Here is a 25,742-nt window from a genome sequence, read left to right as displayed (position 1 = left end):
TCCGCTTCGCATTCATTTCAACCATGCAAGTTTCAAGCCGCTCCGAGCAGGAAGTCGGCGGCGCGTTCGCCGATCATCGTCACCGGCGCATGCGTATGGCAGGTGGGAATGACCGGCATCACCGAGGCATCCGCGATCGTCAGCCCCTCGATGCCCTGAACGCGCAGCCTGCTGTCGACCACCGCCATGTCGTCCTTGCCCATCTTGCAGGTGCCGCTGACGTGGAAGAAGGTCGAGCAGGCGTCCCTGATGTAGTCGACGATCTCGGCCCGCGAGAGCCGGCGGGCGGGCGCGGCATAGCCGCCGAACCAGTCGGCATAGCTTCTGGTCGCGGCAAGCTCCATCATCGTTTCGACGGCAATGACCAGCGCGTCGAGATCGCTTTTCTCGGCGAGATAGTTCGGCTGGATTTCCATCGCCCCGCCGGGCGCCGCCGACAGCAGCCGCATGTAGCCGACGCTTGTCGAACGCATCAGGCCGCAGCCGATCGAGAAGACATCGCCGGAGAGATCGTAGAGTTCGCGGATACGCGGCTCGGCGCTGTTGCCCTGAACCGGAAAGGCATGAAGATCGGGCTGCTGCAGGGACGCCGAAGACTTCCAGTTGATGACGGCACCGCCGCCATTGTCCCTGAGCGGACCCAGCGGCCGGCTGGCGCGGAAGACGCAGGCCTGAACCAGCGGGTGATCCTGAAGGTTCTGCCCGACACCCGGCAATCCGAGATGGACATCGACGCCGAGCCGCTTCAGTTCCGCCGGATTACCGATCCCCGACATCATCAGCAGGCGTGGCGTATCGAGCGCGCCGAGCGCCAGAACAACGCCGCTGGTTGCCCTGACCTCATGCAAGTCGCCTTCAGCGACATAACGCACCGACACGCAGCGGCCGTTTTCGATGCCGAGACCGATTGCCAGCGCATCGGTCAGGATCGTCAGTCGCTCGTTGTAGAGGATGGGCCAGAGATAGCCTCGGGCGGAACTCCAGCGCTGGCCGTTGGCGATGTTCAGGTTCGCGCGGCTGGCGCCCTCGTTCTCGGGGCCATTCGGGTCGTCGATGATGGGAATGCCGAGTTCGCCGGATCCGTCGATCATCGCCTGCGCCACCGGATGCAGCGACGGACTGCGCTCGATGCGCAGCGGGCCGCCCGCGCCACGCCATTCCGTCTCGCCGCCTTCCCAGTCTTCTGATCGCTTAAAGTACGGCAGGACATCCTTGAACGACCAGCCTTCGGCGCCGCCGGCTTCCCAGCCGTCGTAGTCCCTCTGATCACCGCGATACCACATCATCGCGTTGATGCTGCTCGATCCGCCGAGCACCTTGCCGCGGGGAATGCCGATGGTGCGACCGTTGACAGCGGCGTTCGGTGCGTAGTCGTATCCCCAGTCATAGGTGCCGCGACCAAGCGGCACCCAGGCGGCGGGGTTGTCGATCTCCGGAATGCCGATGCCAGCGGGCCCGGCCTCGATGACGAGAACGGTGGCGTCGCTGCCATCGATCAGGCGACGGGCGACCGCGCACCCGCCGGACCCCGCGCCGACCACGATATAGTCGTAGGCGCGCGCCACGGGTTTCCTGGGTACGATCGGCACGGACATCGGCTTCGGCGCTCCTAGTTGTGCTCGCTCGGGCCCATGATGACGATGCCTTCGGTGGCCTCGACATGGCGCACGAAGATATACTTGTCCTCGCGGCCGTCGCTGTGCTTGCGCTTGATATCCGGCTGCATCGTGCCCGAGACCTTGGCGACGATGACATAGGGGACATCGGCGGCAAGCCCCGCGGCGCAGTGCGCGTCGAATTCCTCGACAGTACGCGCCGTATAGGCATTCTCGACGCCGCAACCCCGGGCGATCGCCGCGATATCGACGCGGCCGAAGGCGGTATGGGTCGGCGGGCCGCCGATCGACTGGTAGATCTCGTTGTCCCAGACGACGACCAGAAGGTTCTTCGGCTGCTCGTTTCCGAGCGTCGCCAGGATGCCGAGGTTGAACATCATGCCCCCATCCGTGTCGAGCGAGACGATGCGGCGGTGCGGCAGCCCGGCCGCCAGTCCGAACGCCTGCGGCGTGACGCAGCCGAGCTGCTGCTGGAAGAGGCTGGCCTCACGCATGTGAGGAGCGGCGTTGTACCATTCGTCGACGCTGCCGCCGAGCGACAGGATGACGAGTTCGTCCTTCAGGCGGGCGGCGAGCGCCGTCATGCAATCGAAGCGCTTCATCGAACGATCTCCCCGCCAAGCGCGATGGCCGAATGGTAATAGGCGGCGTAGGACCAGTCGTAGGCATCGGTGATCGCGCGCTCGATCGCCTCCTCCTCGCGCACCACGCGATAGGGAATGCGCAAGGCGTCCAGCACCGGCTCCATGGTGATCCCGTGGGGAATGGCCCACCAGTTGTTTTCGCCGAGCTCGCCGCGATAGCTCATCAGCATGACGACGGGAATGCCGGCGCCGAGACCCATGCGGGCGAGCGGCTCGACCGAGGCCCGCAGACCGGAATTCTCCATGATCAGCGCCGCGCGTTTGCCGGAGAGAAACACGCCGCCGCAGATGGCGGCGCCCTCGCCCTCGTTAGTCACCCGGATCGTGCGGATATCGGGATCGGCATCGAGCGCCGGATAGAGTTCCTTGAACAGGGAATCGGGGAGATAGCAAACGATGCTCACGCCTGCTTTCTTAAGACCCCGGATGACGGCATCGACTGCGGATTTCTTCATTGTGCGTCCTCATTTCGAAGCGAAAGTGACAAGCCGCAGGTGTTCGCAATAGTCCTTGTTTTTTGATCGACGTGATGCGCTGGACGCAACATCTACATTCCGCTCTCGCCCGAGCGCTCGATCGACTGCGACAAGAGCTTGCCGAGCGCCGAGGCCGCGTCCGACATCTCCTTTTCGGAGCGGGACAAGAGCATCAGCTTGCGGGCGTTGAGCTTGGGATCGCGCAGCGGCACGAAGGTCAGGGTGCCCTGAGCGATCTCCTGCTCGATGCCGACCCGGGTTTGCAAAATGGTGCCGAGATCGCGCCTTGCGAGGTCGACCATCAGCCCGATCGAGTTGGTGCGGGCGCGTTGCGTGAGATCGACGAAGGAACGGCTGAACGCCTCCTCGATCCAGCTGCCGAGCGTCAGGCTGGAATCCGACAGGATCACCCGCTCGCCCGCCAGATCGAACAGCTTGAGTTCTTTCTTGGCGGCAAAACGGCTGTTTGGCAGCGCCAGCACGCCGAGAGGCAACGACACTGTTGCGATGCGTCGAACATTGCGCGGCACCTTGATGTCGAAGACGACGGCCAGATCGCACTCCCCTTCCGCCACGGCATTGGCCGCCTGCTGCGAACCCATGACGCGGACATTCACCGATATGCCGGGATGCCGCTGCCAGAGTTCCTGCAGGACTTCCGGCATCACGCCGCGCGAAACGCTCTCGATCACGGCAACCGATACCGTTCCGCGATGCAGACCATGCAAGTCGTTGATTTCGCTGCAGGCCCGGTTGAGCTCCGACAGGCTGAGGCGCGCGCGGTAGAGCATCAGTTCGCCGGCGCTGGTGAGCTTCAGCCGCTGGCGCACACGCTCGAACAGCGGCGTGCCCAGTTCCTCCTCCAGTTGCCGCAGGATGCGGCTGACCGAGGACGGCGCCACATTGAGCGCTTGCGCGGCCTGGCGGATCGACCCAAGCCTTGCGACCAGCTGAAAATAATGGATGCGTGTCGCGACAAGGCCAAGGCGGTAGGGATCCATCAAATCGTCTCGAACAGCGCCTGGATATCCATCTCAGGCACGAGCACCAGCCCCTTGTCGGTGATGCGGATTTCGGGGATGACCGAGAGCGGGATGAGGTTGAAGCCCATATAAGCGATGGTGCACTCCGCCTTTTCCCACTCGACCTTCAGCGCCTTCACCTCTTCGGCCACCTCGTGCACCCGTTTATCGGACAGCAGGCCCGCGATCGGCAGCGCCACCATGGCCGTCACCTTGCCGTCCATGACCACGCAGACGCCGCCCTGCTTTTCCTCGATCGCATCGAGCGCGATCCGCATGTCGGCCTCGTTGGTCCCGGCAATGATGATGTTGTGGCTGTCATGCCCGACCGACGAGGCAACCGCGCCCCTCTTCAGGCCGAAGCTGTGCAGCAGGCCATGGCCGACATTGCCCGCGGATTTGCCGTGGCGCTCGACGACGGTCACGAAGCAGAGGCCATGCCGCTCGAAATGGGTCTGCCAGTCGTTGGCCGGCTCAAGCACGACCCTTTCGTGACCGAGCGTGATCCCGGGCAGCTCCGTCTTGATCGTATGGGCGATCAGCTTTTCGGTCGGCAGGTCCGGCGTCAGTTGAAGTTGCTTCGGCAGCTTGACGGTATGATAGGCGGCATCGGGATAGCGATAAGGCTTCGACAGCGCCTCTTCGAGGACAGGCGTCACCTTGCGGTCTTCGACAACCAGCTCGCCGCCGTACCATGTGTTGACAGGCGTCATGTCGTCGGAGAGCAGCACGAGGTCGGCACGCCGGCCGCCGCCGAGGCCGCCGATTTCGTTTTCCATGCCGAAGCGTGTCGCGCCATGCAGCGATCCCATCGCCCAGGCCTGTTCCGGCGTCATGCCGGCCGCGATCGCCTCGCGGGTCACCCAGTCGAGACCGAACTGCAGGAGGTCGTCGGCGTCGCGGTCGTCGGTGCAGACGGCGATACGCTTGTGGGAGGCGCCGAGTTCGGTGATGGTCTTGATCGCATGCGGCAGGCTGTGCCACGGCGTCGTCGGCGGTCCACCGCGCAGGAAGAGCCAGATACCGGCTTCGAGCAGATCGTCGGCGATCTCGCGATCGATCGCCTCATGCGTATCGGTCACGCCCGAAGCCGCATAGGCCGAAACGAATTCGCGGCCATAGACGTGGCCGGAGACGGGACGGCCGCGCTGCAGGGCGGCGGCGAGGATCGCGTGGCTGCGCTCGTCGCCCATCGCCACCTGCACGAAGTCCATCTTCTCGCCCAGCGCCACGGCTTCCGGCCACCGGTCGAACAACGCCGCGATCTTCTCGGGCGTCAGGTCCCCGCCGGCGGTCTCGAGCGCCGGCGATGTGGCCGGAACGGTGCTCGGAACCGTCAGGAAGATGGAGAGCGGCGCATGGCGAGCGTCCTCCAGCATCGCTTCGACACCGGCGACATCCATGACGTTGCCGATCTCGTGGCTGTCGCAGAATATGGTCGTCGTGCCGTTGAGAAGCGCCGCCTCGGCATAGGCGCAGGCCGTCACCATGCTCGATTCGATGTGGATATGCGGATCGACAAGCCCCGGCGCGATGATGCCGCCTCGCGCGTCGTAGAGTTTCGCGGAACCGCCGCGATAACTGCCCGCGGGTTTCACGGCGGCGATCCGCCCGTTCGATACCCAAATCTCCCTGTCGCCGAGGATGCGCTCCGAATAGGTCGACAGCACGCGCGCGCCCCGGATGACAAGATCGGGATCCCGCCGCGCAAAGGCGACATCGGCCAGCGTCCGCGTCAGTGTCGACAACGGCTTAACGGAGAAGCGGGTCAGCGTACTCATGAAAGCGTCCTCTTGGAATCAATGATAATCGGGAATGCCGGGCATGGTGTGGAAGCCCTTCACCGTGCGGAAGCGGCGGATCCAGCGGCGCAGCGCCGGATATTCGTCGTGATCCACGCCAAAGTCACGGCTGAGCGCGAAGGAAGGGAAGAGCGCGAGATCGGCAAGCGTCGGCCCGTCGCCGACGAACCATTCCTTGCCATCGAAATGACGCGCCGTCATGTGATCGTCCATGATCCGGAACGCGTTGCGCGCGGCCTGGCGCAGAGACGTCGCATCGCCGGGCGTGTCGAAGAGCGACTGCAGCCGCGCCTCGACGGCGGGCGCCAGGGCCGTCTCGAAAAAGCCGAGCCACTTGGCGACCGAGCCGAATGCGGCGCCCTCCTCGGGAAGCCAGCGTTTCGAAGCGTCATGCGTTTTAGCCAGATAAAGCAGGATCGCCGACGTTCCTGACAGAACGAGATCGCCGGCCTGGATGACCGGCAAGGTCCCCAGCGGGTTCAGCGCCAGCATATGCGGTTTCTTCTGCTCGGCACCGGGAAACATGTCGACGGCGATGGTCGTCCATTCGAGCCCGAATATCGAAAGGGCAAGGCGGGCGCGGTAGCTCTGCTCGTCGAGCTCATAGTTGTAGAGCGTGATCCCGGACATCAGGCGACCTCCACCATGGCAGCATCCTGTTCGAGCGCATAGCGAAGCCCTTCCGCCCACTGCGCGTAGTGCTTCTGTTTCGCGCCACCATAGACGGCGGGTGATCCGGCGATCACGATATGCACGGCGGTCTTCTCGCTGGAGACCGACTGGAACGCCAGCAGCAGGACATCGCCACCGGATGCAAGCGTGCCGACCTCGTCGGAGAGCTTGACCATCCCGGCACTTTCGAAGGCGGCGAGGACGGCAGAAACTTCGCGATCGACATAGAGGCTTCGCACCGGCGTGATCTCGCCGTCGATCCCGGCTTCTGGCAGAACGCTCTCTGCTTCCGTCGTGCTCCAGATGATCCCGTATCTTTCCTGCGACAGATAGGTCGGCACCTTGATCGTCTGCGGCACATCGAGCGTCGGATGCGCGGGAATGTAGCGACATTGGCCGGCCGTATCATATTGCCAGCCATGATAGAGGCAGGCGATGTGATCGCCGCGCACGAAACCGAAGCTCATTCGCATGCCACGGTGCGGACAGCGATCCTCCCAGACATGCGCCTTGCCGCTGTTGTCACGCCAGACAACGATCTCGCTGCCCTCGACCACCGCGCCGGCCGACGTACCCGCCTCGATCGACGACGAGAGCGCAACCGGCACCCACCCCTCACTCAACTTCATGATCATGCTCCTTGTCACGCCGCCGCGCGCTCAACCTCTAATACGATGCAATCATAAGGGCCGAGGCTGCAGGCCATCTCGAACGCATCGACGAGATCCTCCTGCCCCCTCACGGAAAATGTCGCTTGTGCCGCGTCGCAGAAGCCGACGCCGATCTCCAGATCGAGCCGACGCGCGCGATGCAGGGCGAATTCGGTGAAGCTCTGGCCGATCATTTGCCCCCGAAACGTAAAACGCGCCGTCTGAATCATGCCGGACATTGTTTGCTCATCGCCTGCGCCTGCCTCATCCCGCGTCCACATTTGCATCAACATGCACAAAAAATACTCATGCTTTACTTTTGTGCATTCTAGGCATTGTCTGACGTCAAATTCAAGTGGCTTCACGCCCCAGGCTGTTGCTTTTAACGCAACCATATCATCCGAAAATTCGCTCTATTCGGAACATTTCCCCTTTGTCACTCTGCGTTTGCCTTGCCGCCTCGGCTTGGGAGCGACCGTTCCGGATTTCTACTCCGGTCGATGAAATGGCGCTCTGCCGGCCGGATCCCGAGAGCGTGATGGGCGGTCGGCAACTGGCATAATTGTTGCGTCGAACAAACCAGAACCGAAGTGTTCAAGCCAAACCGCGCGGTCCGCCGCGTCAAAAAACAGAGGGGATACCATGATCGACTTGCGTACGCTTTCCCGCCGCGGATTCCTGAACATGAGCGCGGCGGGTGCCGCCGCGATGATGCTGCCGGCCGGCCTCGCCCGCCAGGCAATGGCCGCTTCGCCGCTGCCGGCGATCAAGGAAGAAGACGCCGTCATCGGCTTCGGCCACGTCGGCCCGATCTCCGACGAAGGCTGGACATGGTCGCACCACCAGGGCCTGCTGGCGGTGAAGGAAGCCTATCCGAAGCTGAAGAAGATCCTCGAGGTCGAGAACATCCCGTACTCGGCAGACGCGACGCGCACCTACCGCCAGTTCGTGTCGGAAGGCGCGAACATGATCTTCGACACATCCTCGAACGGCGACTTCCTGCATGAAGTGGTCAAGCGCGCGACGGACGTTGCCTTCATGGAATGCAACGGCCACATCACGATGGACAATCTCGGCTGGTACTACCTCGCCCACTGGTACCCGACCTATGTTCTCGGCGTCGCCGCCGGCCATCTCTCCAAGACCGGCAAGCTCGGCTACGTCGCCTCCTTCCCGGTCGCGTCCGTATACGCCTCGACCAACGCCTTCCTGATGGGCGCGCGCACCGTCAACCCGAATGCCACCGTGCAGACGATCGTCATCAACTCCTGGTTCGACCCGCAGGCGGCAACGCAGGCCGGCACGGCGCTGATCGACAACGGCTGCGACTTCCTGTTCGGCATCATGGATGAGGCGGGCTATCTGCAGGTCGCTGAAAAGCGCGGCGTCTGGGCTGCGATGTGGAACACCGACATCCGTCGCTACGGCCCGAACTCCTATGTCTCCTCAATCCTCATCGACTTCAAGAAGTTCTATGTCGATCAGGTCGGCAAGCGCCTTGCCGGCACCTGGACGCCGAGCGAACAGCTGTTCGCCATGGGCGCCGGTGTGGACCGCGATACATGGGGCGAGAAGGTTCCGGCCGATGTTGCCGCCGCCGCCGATGCCGTGCGCGAGAAGATCATGGGAGGCTGGTCGCCGTTCACCGGCGAACTGAAGGATACCACCGGCAAGGTGCGCGTCGCCGCCGGCCAGAAGATGACCGAGCTCGAACTGTACAACTGGGATTGGTCGGTCGAAGGCGTCACCGGCCTGACATCCTGATCTGGCCTCCCAAGCCAAGAGCCCGGCCGCCCAGGATCGGCCGGGCTTACAGCCTTCACGCTCCGGTGCCATTCCATGACTGAAAATGCGACCCGTTATTCGCCCCCTCCGGGCACCCCGCCTCTCGTTCAGCTGAAGGGCATCGCCAAGTACTTTCCAGGCGTCATCGCCAACGAGAACGTCGATCTGGACGTGATGCCCGGCGAAATCCATGCACTGCTGGGTGAGAACGGCGCCGGGAAATCGACGCTGATGAATATCCTCACCGGCATCTACCAGGCGGACGCGGGCGAAATCATCATCGATGGCTACGCGAAGGAATTCGCCACCCCGCTGCAGGCGATCGCCGCCGGCATCGGCATGGTGCATCAGCATTTCAAGCTGGTGCAGGCCTTCACCGTCGCCGAAAACATCCACCTCGGCTGGTCCGAGACGCCGCGCCGTGCTTCCGCGCAGGTGCTGGAACAGCGCACCCAGGCGCTCGCCGAGAAATTCAACCTTCAGACACGGCCCGGCGCCCGGGTCAGCGATCTTTCGACGGGAGAGCAGCAGCGCGTCGAGATCCTGCGCGTGCTGGCCCGCCAGGCGCGCGTGCTCATCCTCGACGAACCGACCGCCGTGCTCACCCCGGCCGAGGCGCGCGAGCTCTTTAAGGCGCTGCGCGCCTTCGTAGCTGCCGGCAACGCCGTCATCTTCATCAGCCACAAGCTCGACGAGGTACTGGAGATTTCAGACCGCATCTCGATCCTGCGCGGCGGACGCAAGATCGCTACGGAAGCGACCGCCGACTGCAACCCGCGCATGCTGGCCAAGCTGATGGTCGGCCGCGACATCGTGCTGGCGGACATGCGCGGCCGCCCGGCCGGCGCTGCACCCATGTCGGCCGAGCCTGTCCTGTCGCTGGAAAATGTCTCGGCACTGGACGAGAACGGCCGGGCGGCGTTGCACGGCATCTCGCTCGATGTCAGGGCCGGCGAAATCGTCGGCGTCGCCGGTGTCGCGGGCAACGGCCAGCGCGAGCTCAGCCAGGTGCTGACCGGTATCCGCGCCGCCAGCTCGGGACGCATCCTGATCGACGGCAGGCCGGTCGACCGGAGCAATGCGGCGGCGTTCGCGGAGAGCGGTATCGGTCACATTCCGGAAGACCGGCTGCACAGCGGCCTGGCCCCTGCGCTCAGCATCACGGCCAACGCCGTGATGCGCGAATACAAGAAGCCGCCAGTGTCTTCGGGCGGAAGCTATCGCCCCGGCGCCGCGGCAGCGCTTGCCAGGGAGATCGCCGGCGCGGCCGATGTCGCCATTCCTGATTTCGCGATGCCGATCCGAAACCTGTCCGGCGGCAACCAGCAGCGCCTCGTGGCCCGTCGCGAAATGCGCATCGCCCACAAAGTGCTGATCGCCGCCTATCCCAGCCGCGGGCTGGATGTCGGCGCCATCAACACGATGCTGCGCTACATCGTGGAACTGCGCGACGCCGGCGCCGGCATCATTCTTATTTCCGAGGAACTGGAAGAGCTTCTCAACCTCTCCGACCGCATTGCCGTGCTTTACGAAGGAAAGATCATGGGCATCGTCGACAACGACAAGACCGATATCGACGAGATCGGCCTGCTGATGGGCGGGCGCGTTCAGGCCCGAGAGGTCGCGTAGCATGGCAGCTGGTTCCTTCCGTCTCCAGCGCCTGCCTTCTGCCTCGCCGGGCGTCGCTCTCGCAGCCCGCGCCATCGCCATCGTCCTGGCGCTGGTCTTCGCGGGCGCGATCCTCGCGCTGTCGGGCGCCAATCCGATCGAACTTGCGCTCGAAGTCGTCAGCGCCAGCTTCGGTTCAAGCTTCGGCATGGAGGATCTCGGCGTCCTCGTGACCCCGCTGATCCTGACCGGCCTCTCGGTTGCCGTCGCGCAGCAGATCGGCGCCTGGAACATCGGCGCCGAGGGCCAGTTCTACGCCGGCGCCTTCGCTGCGGCCGTCATCGGGCTCTTCGTCCCGGGGCCGCCGGCCCTGATCCTCGTTCTTATGTTCCTGGCGGGCCTCGCCGGCGGCGCGATCTGGATTCTCGTGCCGACGCTCGCCCGCGCCTATGCCAACGTCAACGAGTTGATCACCACGCTTCTCCTGAACTTCGTGGCGATCCTGCTTGTCTATTTCGTCTCGACGAGCGCCTGGCGCGACAAGATGTCGAACTCGGCGACGCCGCGCCTGTCGGCGGAAATTCCGGAACTGTGGGGCTCGATCCACTGGGGCCTGCCGGTCGCGATCCTCGTGGCGCTTCTGGTAGCCGCCCTGCTTTCCTATTCCCGCTGGGGCTACGAAGTTCGCCTCGTCGGCTCCAACCCGTCGGCGGCGAGATATGCCGGCATGCCGGTTCGCCGGCATCTGATCACGGTCATGCTGCTGTCTGGCGCGGTCGCGGGCCTCGCAGGCATGCTGGAAGTCGCCGGAACGGTGCATCGGCTGCAGGGCGGCATATCCAACAATTACGGCTATCTCGGCATCATGGTCGCCGTCCTGGCGCGAAGCTCCGCCGTCGGCGTCATCTTCTCGGCGGCCCTGATGGCCTTCATCCTGAACTCCGGGATCATCCTGCAGACGCAGGGGCTGACCACCTCGACCGTGCTGGCGATCACCGGCCTTATTCTGTTTCTGACCGCGATCGGCGACGAACTCGCCCATTACCGCATCGCCCGCGACAAGGCTTGAGGAGAGAGAACCATGGATCTGTTGACCGGCCTCTTCACCACGGCCTTCCTCGCGGGCGGCGTTCTTGCCCTTGCAGCACTCGGCGAAGTGCTTGCCGAGCGTGTCGGCGTCGTCAATCTGGGCGTCGAAGGACTGATGGCGCTCGGCGCGCTCACCGCCATCGCCACCGTCGCCGCGATCCCGTCGCCGACGATCGGCTTCGTCGCGGCGCTCGCCGTCGGCGCGCTGTTCGGCGCCCTGTTCGCCTTCGCCACCGTGATCCTGCGGGCCAACCAGGTTCTCTGCGGCCTGGCGCTGACGCTGATGGGCAGCGGCATCGCGTCCACCATCGGCCGCGCCTATTCCGGCATGCCGGCGCGCGCCACCTTCGCGCCGTTCGAAATGCCGCTGCTGAGCAAGATTCCAGTTCTTGGCCCCGCCTTCTTCTCGCAGAACGTCCTGCTCTACCTCATCTTCATCATCCTCCCGGTGAGCCTGAGCTACATCATGTTCCGCACCCGGCACGGGCTTAACCTCAGAGCCGTCGGCGAGAATCCCGCGGCCGCCGATGCCGCGGGCATCCCGGTCAATCTCATCCGCTTTGCCTACGTGACAGCCGGCTCGGCGCTGGCGGCGGGCGCCGGCGCCTATCTGACGCTGACCTTCGTGCCGTCCTGGTCGGATGGCGTCGTCGCCGGTCGCGGCTGGATCGCCGTCGCGCTCGTCATCTTCGCGGGCTACCGGCCGGTCCCGGCCGTCCTGTCCGGCCTGCTCTTCGGCTTCATCACCGCGCTCGGCTTTGTCGGGCAGGCGCGCGGATGGCCGGTCGCACCCGCGTTTCTCTCCATGCTGCCCTATCTTGGCACCATGGCCTTCATCATCGTGCCGGTTCTCGCCTGGCAGCGGATGCGCAGGATCATGGCCGCTCCGGCGGCGATCGGCGTTCCCTATTATCGAGACGTCCGATGAACGCTTCAGCGCCAATTAGAGGTGGACGGCGGTCCGGCGAACCATCAGACTGTGACCACCGCACACCTCCTTCCCAAGAAAGCGAGTTTCCATGAACCAGTGTTCCGACCAGGCCGCCCTCGACGAATGGTATCCGCTCGGCACCGAAAAGGAATTCGCCGTCGGCCGCACGACAACGCGTCTGTTGGGTTGCGAGCTTGCAATCGACCGATCGCCTGACGGAACGATCGTGGTCGAGGCCGCCGGCCGTGCCGAGCCGCTTGCGATCCTCAAGCGCTTCGGTCTCTTGTGGGCGACGCTGGGAAAACCGAACAAAGGGCTTTTCGCGCTGCCGGAAGCCGACGAGGACGATCGCCGGGTGGTCAACTGCGGCGCGGTCATGGTCAAGGCATCCGGCCTTCGCATCATCGAGAACTTTCTCGACATGGCGCACTTTCCATTCGTCCATACGGACATCCTGGGCGCCGAGCCGCACACCGAGGTCATGCACTACAATGCCGAGATCCGCCGCGACGTGGATGAGGTCTGGGCGACCAACTGCCAGTTCTTCCAGCCGCAGGCGGCTTTGTCGGCGACGGATGGCATCATGACGGATTACATCTACCGCGTCATGACGCCCTTCACGACGCTGCTTTACAAGACATGCCCGAATTCCGCCAACCGCAGCGACGTGATCTGCCTCTTCGTGCAACCGCTCGACCCGGACCGCTGCATTGCCCACCCGGTCATGTTCCTGATCGACGACGTCTCGACGACAACGGAACTCGTGCACTTCCAGCAGCTCATCTTCCTGCAGGACCGCATCATTCTGGAGAACCAGCGGCCGTCGCTGCTGCCGATGGAGGCTCGCGCGGAAATCCCGACGCGCGCCGATGCGAGTTCGATCGCCTACCGCCGCTGGCTTAAGGAGAAAGGCATCACCTACGGCACCACGGCAATGTCGGCGTAAAACGACAGTCCAGACCAGCGGCGCAAGGCTGCCCCGCGAAAAACGCACGGCTTCCGGCATGGACGCCACGGAAAAGCGCGGTAGATTTCAACCCGTGGCTGATCACGCGCGGGCAGCCGGCAATTGAGTGAATTTGGGAATACTGCAGTGGATTTGCGTAACAAGACGCTCTGCGCCTCCGGCTTTCATGCGCCGGAACGCGGTAAGATCGACGTTCTGGACGATGTCCTGATCGATATCGGCGCCGACGGAGCGATCAGAGCCGTGCATCGCCCCAGCGATCCGAACTACCGCACAATCCGAGATGCCCGCGAAGACACCGGCGAACTGGTCACGCTTCCTTCCGGCTCCTACCTGCTCCCGGGCTTCGTCGACCTCCATGTCCACGCACCGCAATATCCGCAGCTCGGCAGCGCGCTCGATGTGCCGCTCGAGGTCTGGCTGCAGAAATACACCTTTCCGCTCGAAGCCCGTTACGAGGACATTGCCTTCGCCAAGCGGAGCTATAACCTTCTGGTTGACGACCTGCTGGCTAACGGCACGACGACCGCTCTCTACTTTGGAACCATCCATCAGGACGCGACGCGCGTTCTGGTCGATGTCTGTCTTGAGAAAGGCCAGCGCGCGCTGGTCGGCAAGGTCGCCATGGATAACGCGGACGAGTGTCCCGATTACTATCGCGATGCCTCGCCAGAGGCTGCGATCGAAGGTACGCGTTCGCTGATCGACTATATCAGGGCTCACCCGGATAATGGCGACGGTCGCGTGCTGCCCGTCATCACGCCGCGCTTCATTCCCTCCTGCACCGACGCCACCCTCGAAGGGCTGGGCGCGCTTGCCAGGGAGTGCGGCTGCCACGTTCAGACCCATTGCTCCGAGAGCGACTGGGCGCATGGCTACGTAAAACAGCGGCACGGAAAGACCGATGCCGAGATGCTTGACCAGTTCGGCCTTCTCGGTCGCCGCAGCGTGCTTGCCCACGCGAATTTCCTCACGTCGGACGACATGGAGCGGGTCCGCACCCGCGAGGCGGCGGTCGCGCATTGTCCGCTGTCGAATGTCTATTTCGCCAACGCCGTCTTCCCCTTGCGCGCGGCACTGGACAAAGGCGTGCACGTCGGCCTCGGAACCGATATCTCCGGCGGTCCCAGCGCTTCGATGCTGGAAAACTGCCGCGGCGCCATCCTGATGTCGCGGGCGCTGGAAAGCGGCGTCGATCCCAATCTCGGCGGCGAGGCCCGGGCGACATTCGGCCCGGCGCAGATCGATTTCCGCGACGCCTTCTATATCGCCACCACGGGCGGCGGCGTGGCGCTCGATCTTCCCGTCGGCCAGTTCCAGCCGGGTTACCTCTTCGATGCCATCGTCATCGATACGAAGGCGGAGAAGGGCTCCGTCCGGCTCTTCGACGAACTCGATGCCGGCGAGCAGATCCTGCAGAAAATCATCTACACCGCGTCGAAGGCGAATATCGCCTCGACCTGGATCGGCGGGCAGAACCTGCGGTTGCCCTGAGCCTTGCAACAGCTGCACCGTTTGCGACGTCGCGCGGTGATAACAATCTTGCGTGGCGAAAAATATCTCTTCGATTTCAATCGATTGCCGATTGCATCGTCCCCATCCGTCCCCGTGTCTGTCAGTGATCCCATACTGATGACGTCATTGGACAGGGAGCCGGGTCGCGAACCGGATCTGACAAATCAGGGCGCAAGCCCGGCGTCCGGTGATGGTTGTTGAGAGGTGGATGGAGAGGTCGTCAGGATCTCCCGTCCATCCGGAAGCGAAAGGCCGAGAGACGCTCCTGTCGGTCTGGATATCCGGAAGCCTTGATATGATCGGGCAGGCGACACCGCCTGACACTACTACCTCATACCCAACGTTGCCTGCCCATTCCCAGCCTGCCATGCCGTCGCGGAGAGCTCTCCGGCGCGGGGTTTCGTGCTGTCCGGCAATCGAATGACAGCAAAGCCCTACGCCTTGACGATGTTCTCGCCCGCAAGGCCGAGCTTGGCAAAGATGTTGCGCGTGTCGACGATCAGCGGGCTGTTTTCGGCCAGGCCTGCATAGTCGACGCCGTCATGGTCGGTAGCGACCAGAATGGCATCATAGCCAGCCACGGCTTCCGCGCTGAGATCGACCGACTTGCGCCCCTTGAGGGCCTGGTACTCGCGCGTCGAAGGAATCTCGCCGACATGCGGATCGTGGTAATCCGCCTTGCCGCCGCGCTCCTCGATGATCTCGATCAGCCGCAGCGACGGGCTCTCCCTGATATCGCCGACATTCTTCTTGTAGGCGAGGCCCAGCACCAGAACGCGGGAGCGGCTGAGTGCCTTGCCGGCGCGAATATCGAGCGCCTCGGCGAGCTTGCCGACGACATAGCGTGGCATCGCCGAATTGATCTCGCCGGCAAGCTCGATGAAGCGCGTCGGCAGTTCGTACTCGCGCGATTTCCATGTGAGATAGAAAGGATCGATCGGAATGCAGTGGCCGCCGAGCCCCGGGCCGGGATAGAACGGCATGTAGCCGAACGGCTTGGTCTTGGCGGCGTCGATGACTTCCCAGACGTCGATGCCCATGGCGGCGTAGACGGTCTTCAGTTCGTTGACCAGCGCGATGTTGACCGAACGAAAGATGTTCTCCGTGAGCTTCACCGCCTCGGCCGTCGCGTTGGAGGAGACCGGCACCACCGTTTTCACCGCAGCACCATAAAAGCTCTTCATCACCGCCAGCGCCTCGGGGCCGTCACCGGCCACGACCTTGGGGATGGTCGCCGTGTTGAAATGCTGGTTGCCAGGGTCCTCGCGCTCGGGAGAGAAGCCGATGAAGAAATCAACGCCGGAACGCAGGCCGGTCTTTTCGAGAATGACTTTGACCACGTCGTCGGTGGTGCCGGGATAGGTGGTCGATTCCAGCACGACCAGTTGCCCCGGGCGCAGATGCTCGGAGATGGCACGTGCCGTCGCCTCGACGAAGGAGAGATCCGGATCGCGGTGCTTGGTCAAGGGCGTCGGGACGCAGATGACGATGACGTCGCAAGCCGCAAGCCCCGCGAAATCGGTGGTGGCGCCGAACCGATCGGCGTCGATCTCGACAGCAAGGTCCGCATCACCGACGGCGTCGATATAGGATTTGCGGGCATCCAGCGCGACGATCTTCTTCGGGTCGATATCGAAACCGGTAACCGCGAAGCCGCTGCGCGCGATCGCCATCGCCAGCGGCAGGCCGACATAGCCCAGACCTATGACGCCGGCGCGGGCGGCGCGGTCTTCAATCTTCTTCGAGAGCGTTTCGTAGGCGGAGGAACTGGCCAAGGCTGGTCTCATCTGAATGCGATATGGAGCCCTGATCTAATGCAAGATCGCGCCGATTGAAACCCGCGGCACGTGCCCCCTAAGCGGTCGCCTGACGCGATCGTGACCGCTCGACGGCCGGAAGGCGACTGTTGCCCAAAAGACTCGCCGCCCGCGGCACTGCATCTGAAGGCCGAAAAAATCCTCCGGCACCATTGTTAGGGTACGGGCGCGCACCTATCTAAACAGGATAACAACCTACTGACTCCAAGCACCGTTCCTGCCGATATATCAACGGCTTAAATGGACTTTTCGCCGGTTTTCCGGCGGGATCGTTGACACAAGAATATTACCCGCCCATCCTCGCCCTCGTCTCGCGCAACCGATGCCGCGGACGGGTATCCGACGCTTTTGAAGGATGGGTGCATCATGAGGATCATACCGAGAATGGGCACCATCGAAACCAGCGTCTCTTCCATTCTTCTGGACAAGGTCGCGGAATGGCTGACGAACTCGTCTCTGGCCGGCGACGATCTGGAGACCATCGTTCGCGGTTTCTGTGAGCGGATTGCCGCCGCCGGCCTGCCGATTGCCCGGGTGCATCTGACGTTTTCTATGCTGCATCCGCTCTACGATGCGTTGAGCTTCACCTGGAAGCGATCGAGCGGCGTCACCATCGAGGGCTATCGGCACGCCGCCGGCCAGAAGCCGGAACGATTCCTGAAGAGCCCCTATTATTATCTGCTCGACAACAATCTCCAGCACATCCGCCGCCGCATCCCGGCCGACGGACCGGCGGAATTCCCCGTCTTTCTCGATCTGCGCGCGGATCGCATCACCGATTATCTCGCCTTCGTCCAGCCATTCGGCGACGGTTCGGTGCAGGGGATGATGGGCTCCTGGTCGACCGACAGCCACAGCGGTTTTTCCGACGACATGATCGATGCGCTATTGAGGATGCAGAACCATCTGGCAGTGGCCGCCAAGATGGCCGTTCTCGGCAAACTCGCCAACAACATGCTGACCACCTACCTCGGCGGAGATGCCGGCAAGCGCGTGCTCAACGGCCAGATCCGTCGCGGTGACGGCGAGACCATTCGCGCGGCGCTGGTCATGGGCGACATGCGGCAATCCACCATGTATGCCGAAAAGGAAGGGCGGCAGGCCTATATCGATACGCTCAACCAGTTCTTCGATGCGATCGCCGCCCCCTTCAACCGCAACGGCGGCGAGATCCTGAGCTTCCTCGGCGACGGTTTCCTTGCCGTCTATCCCTGCGGGCGCCACAAGGACCCGTCGAAAATGGCCTGTCAGGCGGCGCTCTCCGCCGTTCATCAAGCCCAGGCGCGGGTCGCCGAGCTCAATCTCGAACGTGCGGAAAAGGGCTTCAACAAGATCTCCTACGGGATCGGCCTTCACGTCGGAAACGTCATGCTCGGCAATGTCGGCTTGAAGGATCGGCTGACGTTCTCGGCCTTCGGATCGGCCGTCAACGAAGTGCAGCGCCTGCAATCGCTGACCAAGAAATATTCGCGCGAGGTCGTGGCGAGCCAGGCCTTCGCCGGCTATTGCGGCGGCGAGTGGACGACGCTCGGCGAAGAAAAGCTGCGCGGCGTCCGGCAGAAGGTCACCGTGCTGCAACCGCGCCCCCCGGCACCCGCCATGCCTGTTGCGGACGGTTTCGACGAGATCGCGCAGAACGGCCTTTCGGAAGCGGAGCAGGTCATCCTGCTGCATCGTGACGCGCGCAAGCAGGCCAAGGAACCGGCGCCCGAGACGTTCGTTCAATAGAGGCATTTATACGCCGGATAACATCCAGAGCCTTATTTTTCCCGACCGTATGAAATGCGGCGATTGGCAGGCGTCTGTCATCAACTGGACACCCAGTTGACGGTACGATAGTGTGCCTGATCGGGAACAATAAAAGCTGGGGAATTTCATTGGCATGGCGGCCGCGTCCGATCTGTTACGCATCGAGAATCTCGACGTTTCCTTCTCGATCTTTGGGGATCGCCTGCGTGTCGTAAAGGGCGCCAATCTCCGCATTCTTCCGGGCAAGGTGACGGCGCTGGTCGGCGAGTCCGGCTCCGGCAAGTCGGTCATCAGCCAGAGCATCATGGGCATTCTTCCCAACCCGGCCACGGCCGAGGGCAAGATCCTGTTCTCCGATCCGCTCGACGGCAAGACGACGGATATCCTGCATTACTCGCGCGACAGCGCCGAGATGCGGGACCTGCGCGGCCGTCGCATGGCGACAATTTTCCAGGAGCCCATGACGTCGCTGTCGCCGCTGCACACCGTCGGCAACCAGATCAGCGAGGCGCTGCTGATCCACACGGATGCCGACAAGAAGGAAGCGCGCGAGCGCACCGAGGAGATGCTGGGGCTCGTCGGCTTTGCCAATCCGCATCGCACCTTCGACATGTACCCCTTCGAGCTTTCCGGCGGCATGCGCCAGCGCGCGATGATCGCCATGGCGCTGATCTGCAAGCCGGCGCTCCTGATCGCCGACGAGCCGACGACCGCGCTAGACGTTACGATCCAGGCGCAGATCCTCGAACTTCTGCGCGACCTGCAGCACAAGCTCGGCATGGCGATGCTGCTCATCACCCACGATCTCGGCGTCGTCGCCAACATGGCCGACGAAGTGGTGGTGATCTACCACGGCGAGATCATGGAAGCCGGGCCGGTCGATGCCATCTTCCGTAATCCGCAGCATCCCTATCTCAAGGGGCTGATGGCGGCCGTTCCGCACTTCGACATGAAGCCGGGCGAGCGGCTGAAGGCGTTGCGCGACGTGCCCGTCAATCTGGAGTCTTTGATCGGCAAGAAAAAGGTCAAGGCGGAAGGCCCCAAGGTGCTGCTGTCGGTGAACAACCTCACCAAGAGCTTCAAGACGCGCAATCGCGGCCTTTTCGGCACGCGCGAGGCAACCGCGGTGCGCGCCGTGGACGATGTAAGCTTCGACATCCTGCGCGGCGAGTGTCTTGGCCTGGTCGGTGAATCCGGCTGCGGCAAGACGACCGTCAGCAAGATCCTCATGCGCGCGATCACGCCCGACAGCGGTTCCGTGATCTTCAACGACGGCACCAAGGTGACGGACGTCCTGTCCGTCCAGGGCGACGAACTGCAGGAGATGCGCACCAAGATCCAGATGGTGTTCCAGGACCCGGTGTCCTCGCTCTCTCCGCGCATGACCGTGCGCAACATCCTGAGCGAACCGCTTGAGATCCACGATCGCGGCGACAGCGCCGAGCGCAAGCAGCGTGTGGAGGCGCTGATGGGCGCCATCGGTCTCGACCGGCGCTACCTCAGCCGCTATCCGCACAGTTTTTCCGGCGGGCAGCGCCAGCGCATCGGTATCGCGCGCGCTTTGGCGCTCGGCCCGAAGCTTATCATTCTCGACGAGCCGGTCTCGGCGCTCGACGTATCCGTTCAGGCGCAGATCCTGAACCTGCTCAAGGACCTGCAGAAGGAGCTGGGGCTCACCTATCTCTTCATCTCGCACAATCTCGCCGTCGTCGACTACATGGCCGATCGCATCGCCGTCATGTGCAAGGGACGCATCGTCGAGATCGCCCCGCGCGAGATCATCCTGCGCGATCCGGTACATCCCTATACCAAGTCGCTTCTGGCGGCCGTCCCCTTCCCCGATCTCAACCGGCCGCTCGATTTCGAGGCGCTGCGCAGGAACGGCGCCGCGGACAAGCAGAACTGGGGGATTACCTTCACCGCCGAGCACGACGACGCTTCGGAACTCGATTATGCCGACCTCGGCAACGGCCATCTGGTGCGTGCCCGCAAAGGCGCTGATGTCAAGGAATTGCGCTCATGGTAAGCCGGCGCACCTTTCTCGGCGGGCTGATCGGCTCTGCGATCACGCCATCCATCCTGAATGCTGCGGCCGATCGCGACATTGAACCCGAATTCCTGCGCGACTGGCTGCGCGCCGACCGCATTCCGCCGATGGTGGATCGGTTGCCGACGCATCCGCGGATCGTCAACATGAAGGCGATGGGCCGCGAACCCGGCGTCTATGGCGGCACGGTTCGCACGATCATCGGCAGCGCCAAAGACATTCGCTACATGACGGTCTACGGGTATTCGCGGCTTGTCGGCTATGCCGAAAACCTGAAGTTCGAACCGGATATCCTTGCCGGATTCACCTCTGAAAAAGATTCCGTCTTCACTTTCCACCTCCGCGAAGGTCATCGCTGGTCGGACGGGGCACCGTTCACCGCCGACGATTTCCGCTATTGGTGGGAAGACGTAATCCTGAACAGCGATCTCACGCCTGGTGGCGGTGCGCTGGAGCTTCGCCCGCACGGCGAGCTGCCGCGCTTCGAGGTGATCGATCCGGTCACCGTCCGCTACAGCTGGGACAAGCCCAACCCGAATTTCATGCCGGCGCTGGCCGGTCCCCTGCCTCTCGTCATCTACGGGCCGGGCCATTACCTCAAGCAGTTCCACAAGAAGTATCAGGACGATTTCCGGCTTTCGGCGCTCATGAAGGAGAACCGGGTCAAGAAGTGGGTCGACCTTCACATCAAGATGGCCCGCGCCTCGCGGCCGGACAATCCGGCGCTACCGACGCTCGATCCCTGGCAGAACACCACCGCGCCGCCGGCCGAACAGTTCGTCTTCGTGCGCAATCCGTTCTTCCATCGGGTCGACGAGAACGGCAAGCAGCTGCCCTATATCGATCGCTTCGTGGTGGGCGTCAGTTCCTCCTCGATCATCGCTGCCAAGGCCGGCGCCGGCGAGTCGGACCTGCAGTCGACAGGCGTCGACTTCAACGACTACACCTTCCTGAAGGACGCGGAGAAACGTTTCCCCGTCAAGGTGAACCTCTGGAAGCAGACGCGCGGCTCGCGCGTGGCGCTGCAACCCAACCTCAATTGCGCCGACAAGGTCTGGCGGTCGCTGTTCCGCGAAGCCAATTTCCGACGCGCTCTCTCGCTTGCCGTCAACCGGCACGAGATCAACATGGTCGCCTTCTACGGCCTCGGCAAGGAAAGCGCCGACAGCGTGCTGCCCGACAGCCCGCTGTTCAAGCCGGAATACGCCAACGCCTTTACCGCCCACGACCCGGAGCTTGCAAACAGGATGCTCGACGAACTCGGGCTCGACAAGCGCGACGACGACGACATCCGCCTGCTGCCGGACGGACGACGCGCGGAGATCACCGTGGAGACGGCGGGCGAAAGCAATCTCGACACCGACGTCCTCGAACTGGTGCGCGATCACTGGCGCGAGGTCGGCATCGCGCTTTTCACCCGCACCTCGCAGCGCGACATCTTCCGCTCTCGCGCCATGAGCGGGACGATCATGATGTCGATCTGGTTCGGCATGGAGAACGGCGTTGCCACCGCCGACATGTCGCCGGGGCAGCTTGCGCCGACGCTGGACGACCAGCTGCAATGGCCATTGTGGGGCATGTACTATCTCTCGGCCGGCCAAGAAGGTGTCGCGCCGGACCTGCCGGAAGCACAACAGCTCGTCGATCTGCTCAACCAATGGGGCGCGACCACGCATTTCGAGGAGCGCGAGACCATCTGGCACCAGATGCTGTCGATCTACACCCAGCAGGTCTTCTCCATCGGGCTGATCAACAGCACGCTGCAACCGATCCTCAGATCCGCGAAGCTGCAAAACGTGCCGGAAGAGGCCCTCTACGGCTTCGACCCGACCTCCTTCTTCGGCGTCTACATGCCGGACAGCTTCTGGTTCAAGGAGGCCTGAGCGATGCTGCGTTATATCTTCTGGCGCATCGCCGCCATGGTGCCCACGCTGTTCATCATCTCGGCGCTCGTCTTCACCATCATCGAACTGCCGCCGGGTGACTTCTTCGAAAGCCAGATCGCCGAGCTGCGCGCGCAGGGCGAAAGCGCCAACCTGCAGGAGATCGAGGAACTCCGAAAGCAATACGGTTTCGACAAGCCCGAGATCGTCCGCTATTTCTACTGGGTCGGCGGCATGCTGCACGGCGATTTCGGCTACTCCTTCGAGTACCAGCTGCCGGTCTCCGAGGTGGTCGGCGACCGCCTGTGGCTCACCATCCTCGTGTCCTTCTCGACGATCCTGCTGACATGGCTGATCGCCTTCCCGATCGGCATCTATTCGGCCACGCACCAGTATAGCTGGGGCGACTACGGCCTGACCTTCTTCGGCCTGCTCGGCATCGCCATTCCGAACTTCATGCTGGCGCTGATCCTGATGTATTTCGCCAACATCTGGTTCGGCGTCTCGATCGGCCACCTGATGGACCAGAAGTTCCTGAACGAGCCGATGAGCTGGGAAAAGGCGCGCTCGATCCTGTCGCATCTGTGGATCCCCGTGATCATCGTCGGCACCGCGGGGACTGCCGGCATGATCCGGCGCCTGCGTGCCAACCTGCTCGACGAGATGCAGAAGCAATATGTGGTGACCGCCCGCGCCAAGGGCATGCCGCCGCTGCGCGCGCTCATCAAGTATCCGCTGCGCATGGCACTGAACTTCTTCGTGGCCGATATCGGTTCGATCCTTCCCTCGATCATCTCCGGCGCCGAAATCGTCGCCATCGTGCTGTCGCTGGAGACCACCGGCCCCATGCTGATCAAGGCGCTGCAGAGCCAGGACATGTATCTCGCCGGCTCGTTCCTGATGTTCCTGGCATTCCTCAACGTGATCGGCGTGCTCGTCTCCGACATCGCGCTCGGCTTCCTCGATCCCCGCATCCGTCTTCAAGGCAGGAGCACCAAATAATGTCGCCCTTGCCCCCGCCCGGCGCGCCGATGCCGCATTATGTCTCGACGGCGCCGTTCGATCCGTTCGCGACGGAATCGATGACGTCGACGCAGTCGCGCATCCATCTCGCGTCGCAGAAGCAGTTGATGTGGTGGAAGTTCAAGCGGCACAAGCTTGCGCTCGCCTCCGGCATCTTCCTGCTTCTGGTCTATCTGGCGATCATCATCGTCGAGTTCCTGGCCCCCTATGGCCTGCACACCAAGAACGTCGAATTCATTCATTCGCCGCCGCAACGCGTCCATTTCTTCAACGAGGGCAAGTTCGTCGGCCCCTTCGTTTACGGCCGCAGCATGTCGCTCGACATTGATACGCTGCACCGGCTCTACGCCGACCGGCCGAACGATGTGCAGAAGATCCGTTTCTTCTGCCGCGGCGACGCCTACAAGCTCTGGGGCGTCATTCCCTCCGACCGGCATCTGGTCTGCCCGGCGGTGGGTGGTCAGATGTTCCTGCTCGGCACCGATCGCCTTGGCCGCGACGTGCTGTCGCGCATTCTTTACGGCGCGCGCATCTCGCTCACCATCGGCCTGATCGGCATCGCCATCAGCTTCTGCCTCGGCATCGTCATCGGCGGTCTTGCCGGCTACCGCGGCGGCGTCTTCGATCTCATCGTCCAGCGCCTGATCGAGGTACTGCAGTCGCTGCCAAGCCTGCCGCTATGGATGGCGCTGGCGGCGATCATGCCGGTCACCTGGAGCCCGATCGTCATCTATTTCGGGATCACGGTCATCCTCGGCATCATCGACTGGACGGGGCTCGCCCGCGCCGTGCGCTCGAAGCTTCTCGCGCTGCGTGAAGAAGATTACGTACAGGCGGCGCAGCTCATGGGAGCGAGCACGCCGCGCATCATCGGCCGGCATCTCGTACCCGGCTTCATGTCGCATCTCATTGCTTCGGCAACGATTTCCATCCCGGGAATGATCCTCGGCGAGACCGCGCTGAGCTTCCTGGGGCTTGGTCTTCGCCCGCCGATCACCAGCTGGGGCATCCTGTTGACGGAGGCGAAGAGCGTCAGCGTCATTGCCTTCTACCCGTGGCTGCTTTTTCCGATTATACCGGTTGTCCTGGTGATTTTGGCGTTCAACTTTCTGGGAGACGGCTTGCGCGATGCGGCAGATCCCTACAAATAGCCGGCAGCCCCACGGCTTGCCCGGTCCCTTGCGGCCAGTTGAGATCGACGGAGCTCGTATGACATACAGCCCAGAAGGATTGACCATGGCCCGGCGCCTGGAAGATGCCCGCATCCTCATGTACAGCCACGATACGTTCGGGCTCGGCCATCTGCGCCGTTGTCGCACGATCGCGCACGCACTCGTCGAGGATTATCGCGGCCTCAATATTCTGATCATATCGGGGGCGACGATCGCCGGTGCCTTCGACTACCGCGCCCGCGTCGACTTCGTGAAGATCCCCAGCGTCATCAAGCTGCGCAACGGCGAATACACGTCGATGGCAAGCCACATCGACCTGCACGAGACGCTGAAGATGCGCGAAGCCAGTATCCGCCACACGGCGGAGACGTTTCAGCCCGACATCTTCATCGTCGACAAGGAACCGATGGGCCTGAAGGGCGAAGTCGAGGACACGCTCGCCTATCTGAAGGCCCGTGGCGCCACCCTTGTGCTTGGCCTGCGCGAAATCATGGACGCCCCGCACCTGCTCGATGCCGAGTGGAAGCGAAACGGCATCATGGAGAAGATCGACCAGTATTATGATTCCGTCTGGGTCTACGGCCCGCCGGATTTCTACGATCCGCTTGTCGGCCTCGATGTGCCGCCAAGCGTTCGTCGCAAGATGGATTTCGTCGGTTTCCTGCAGCGCAGCGTGTCCACCAACAAGACCTCGATCAACGCCCGCACGGACAACTACATCCTCGTCACCACGGGTGGCGGCGGCGATGGATCCGATCTCGTCGAGGACGTGATGAACGCCTACGAACACGATCCGACCCTCGAGCAGAAGGCACTGGTCGTGCTCGGGCCGTACATGCCGGCCGCCGAGCGGACCCGGCTTGTCGGCAAGGGCGCGAAAATCCCCTATATCGAGGTGATCGAATTCGACAACAACATGGAAGAGCTAATTGCCGGCGCAACGGGAGTTGTAGCAATGGGCGGCTACAACACCTATTGCGAGATCCTCTCCTTCGACAAGCCGGCGCTGATCGTGCCGCGCGTTAAGCCGCGCGAGGAGCAGCTGCTGCGGGCGCAGCGCGCCAGCGAACTCGGCCTCGTCGACATGCTGCTTCCGGACCAGTCGGCTGATCCGGCGGTCATGGCCGACGCGCTGAAGCGGCTGCCGGATCGCCTGCCGCCATCCAGGAGCGGCTCCAACATGCAGCTCGAGGGTCTCAACCACATCTCGCAGACCGTGGGCCACTGGCTCGACAATCGCGGCCGGCACCTGTCGGTCGTCGGCGCCGAGTGAA

Annotated in this window: 21 protein-coding genes; 12 read left to right on the top strand and 9 right to left on the bottom strand. The window is 63.2% G+C overall.

Going from position 1 to position 25,742, the window contains the following annotated elements:
* Window positions 1-32: 32 nt before the first annotated feature.
* The 8 genes from QTL95_RS02620 to QTL95_RS02585 all read right to left on the bottom strand — a co-directional run bounded on the left by QTL95_RS02620 (window position 33) and on the right by QTL95_RS02585 (window position 7,121).
* Window positions 33-1,595 carry a GMC family oxidoreductase gene (locus tag QTL95_RS02620; protein ID WP_289718404.1) on the bottom strand — a complete coding sequence of 521 codons (1,563 nt, stop codon included), beginning with the start codon at window positions 1,593-1,595 and terminating at the stop codon, window positions 33-35.
* A gap of 14 nt (window positions 1,596-1,609) precedes the next feature.
* The gene (locus tag QTL95_RS02615) at window positions 1,610-2,218 is read right to left on the bottom strand and encodes a thiamine pyrophosphate-dependent enzyme (protein ID WP_289718403.1); all 609 of its coding nucleotides are present in this window, start codon (window positions 2,216-2,218) and stop codon (window positions 1,610-1,612) included.
* Complete coding sequence (locus QTL95_RS02610) at window positions 2,215-2,715, bottom strand: thiamine pyrophosphate-binding protein (RefSeq protein WP_289718402.1); 501 nt, start codon at window positions 2,713-2,715, stop codon at window positions 2,215-2,217. The genes QTL95_RS02615 and QTL95_RS02610 overlap by 4 nt, the downstream gene beginning before the upstream one ends.
* A gap of 92 nt (window positions 2,716-2,807) precedes the next feature.
* Entirely contained in the window at window positions 2,808-3,737 is a 930-nt protein-coding gene (locus QTL95_RS02605; RefSeq protein WP_289718401.1) for a LysR family transcriptional regulator, read from the bottom strand.
* Entirely contained in the window at window positions 3,737-5,539 is a 1,803-nt protein-coding gene (locus QTL95_RS02600; RefSeq protein ID WP_289718400.1) for an adenine deaminase, read from the bottom strand. Before QTL95_RS02600 ends, QTL95_RS02605 begins: the two co-directional genes overlap by 1 nt.
* A gap of 18 nt (window positions 5,540-5,557) precedes the next feature.
* Window positions 5,558-6,190 (bottom strand): glutathione S-transferase family protein, encoded by a 633-nt coding sequence (locus QTL95_RS02595; protein ID WP_289718399.1) that lies wholly within the window; start codon window positions 6,188-6,190, stop codon window positions 5,558-5,560.
* Window positions 6,190-6,861 (bottom strand): Rieske (2Fe-2S) protein, encoded by a 672-nt coding sequence (locus tag QTL95_RS02590; RefSeq protein WP_289718398.1) that lies wholly within the window; start codon window positions 6,859-6,861, stop codon window positions 6,190-6,192. Before QTL95_RS02590 ends, QTL95_RS02595 begins: the two co-directional genes overlap by 1 nt.
* 14 nt (window positions 6,862-6,875) lie before the next feature.
* Window positions 6,876-7,121, bottom strand: coding sequence for a hypothetical protein (locus tag QTL95_RS02585; protein ID WP_289718397.1), 246 nt, complete (start codon window positions 7,119-7,121; stop codon window positions 6,876-6,878).
* A gap of 403 nt (window positions 7,122-7,524) precedes the next feature.
* Between QTL95_RS02585 and QTL95_RS02580 the strand changes: the two genes are divergently transcribed.
* From QTL95_RS02580 to guaD, 6 genes are all read left to right on the top strand, one after another.
* Entirely contained in the window at window positions 7,525-8,646 is a 1,122-nt protein-coding gene (locus QTL95_RS02580; RefSeq protein WP_289718396.1) for a BMP family ABC transporter substrate-binding protein, read from the top strand.
* A 75-nt stretch (window positions 8,647-8,721) separates the two neighbouring features.
* Window positions 8,722-10,296: an ABC transporter ATP-binding protein gene (locus tag QTL95_RS02575; protein ID WP_289718395.1), complete on the top strand. Its 1,575-nt coding sequence runs from the start codon at window positions 8,722-8,724 to the stop codon at window positions 10,294-10,296.
* Window position 10,297: 1 nt separating this feature from the next.
* Window positions 10,298-11,344, top strand: a complete 1,047-nt coding sequence (locus QTL95_RS02570) for an ABC transporter permease (protein ID WP_289718394.1) — start codon at window positions 10,298-10,300, stop codon at window positions 11,342-11,344.
* Window positions 11,345-11,356: 12 nt separating this feature from the next.
* Entirely contained in the window at window positions 11,357-12,292 is a 936-nt protein-coding gene (locus tag QTL95_RS02565; protein WP_289718393.1) for an ABC transporter permease, read from the top strand.
* A gap of 91 nt (window positions 12,293-12,383) precedes the next feature.
* Entirely contained in the window at window positions 12,384-13,241 is an 858-nt protein-coding gene (locus QTL95_RS02560; protein ID WP_289718392.1) for an aromatic ring-hydroxylating oxygenase subunit alpha, read from the top strand.
* Window positions 13,242-13,388: 147 nt separating this feature from the next.
* Window positions 13,389-14,756, top strand: a complete 1,368-nt coding sequence (gene guaD, locus QTL95_RS02555) for a guanine deaminase (protein WP_289718391.1) — start codon at window positions 13,389-13,391, stop codon at window positions 14,754-14,756.
* A gap of 455 nt (window positions 14,757-15,211) precedes the next feature.
* On the opposite strand, the gene QTL95_RS02550 is transcribed toward guaD, so the two are convergent.
* A complete protein-coding gene (locus QTL95_RS02550) occupies window positions 15,212-16,564 on the bottom strand; it encodes a nucleotide sugar dehydrogenase (RefSeq protein WP_289718390.1) in 1,353 nt (450 codons plus the stop codon).
* Window positions 16,565-16,978: 414 nt separating this feature from the next.
* Here QTL95_RS02550 and QTL95_RS02545 point away from each other — a divergent pair, with 414 nt between their 5' ends.
* The 6 genes from QTL95_RS02545 to QTL95_RS02520 all read left to right on the top strand — a co-directional run bounded on the left by QTL95_RS02545 (window position 16,979) and on the right by QTL95_RS02520 (window position 25,741).
* Window positions 16,979-18,322 (top strand): adenylate/guanylate cyclase domain-containing protein, encoded by a 1,344-nt coding sequence (locus QTL95_RS02545; protein ID WP_289718389.1) that lies wholly within the window; start codon window positions 16,979-16,981, stop codon window positions 18,320-18,322.
* Between the two features lie 154 nt (window positions 18,323-18,476).
* The gene (locus QTL95_RS02540) at window positions 18,477-20,369 is read left to right on the top strand and encodes an ABC transporter ATP-binding protein (protein WP_289718388.1); all 1,893 of its coding nucleotides are present in this window, start codon (window positions 18,477-18,479) and stop codon (window positions 20,367-20,369) included.
* Entirely contained in the window at window positions 20,363-22,273 is a 1,911-nt protein-coding gene (locus QTL95_RS02535) for an ABC transporter substrate-binding protein (RefSeq protein WP_289718387.1), read from the top strand. The genes QTL95_RS02540 and QTL95_RS02535 overlap by 7 nt, the downstream gene beginning before the upstream one ends.
* A gap of 3 nt (window positions 22,274-22,276) precedes the next feature.
* Complete coding sequence (locus QTL95_RS02530; protein ID WP_289718386.1) at window positions 22,277-23,275, top strand: ABC transporter permease; 999 nt, start codon at window positions 22,277-22,279, stop codon at window positions 23,273-23,275.
* Window positions 23,275-24,447, top strand: a complete 1,173-nt coding sequence (locus tag QTL95_RS02525; protein WP_289718385.1) for an ABC transporter permease — start codon at window positions 23,275-23,277, stop codon at window positions 24,445-24,447. The genes QTL95_RS02530 and QTL95_RS02525 overlap by 1 nt, the downstream gene beginning before the upstream one ends.
* A gap of 85 nt (window positions 24,448-24,532) precedes the next feature.
* Window positions 24,533-25,741 (top strand): glycosyltransferase family protein, encoded by a 1,209-nt coding sequence (locus QTL95_RS02520; protein WP_289718789.1) that lies wholly within the window; start codon window positions 24,533-24,535, stop codon window positions 25,739-25,741.
* The last annotated feature ends 1 nt before the right edge of the window (window position 25,742 follow it).

This window comes from Rhizobium sp. S152 (genome assembly GCF_030380735.1).
Lineage (GTDB): Bacteria > Pseudomonadota > Alphaproteobacteria > Rhizobiales > Rhizobiaceae > Rhizobium.
Note: the sequence above shows the minus strand (reverse complement) of the source record. Positions and strands in the feature narration are given on the sequence as shown.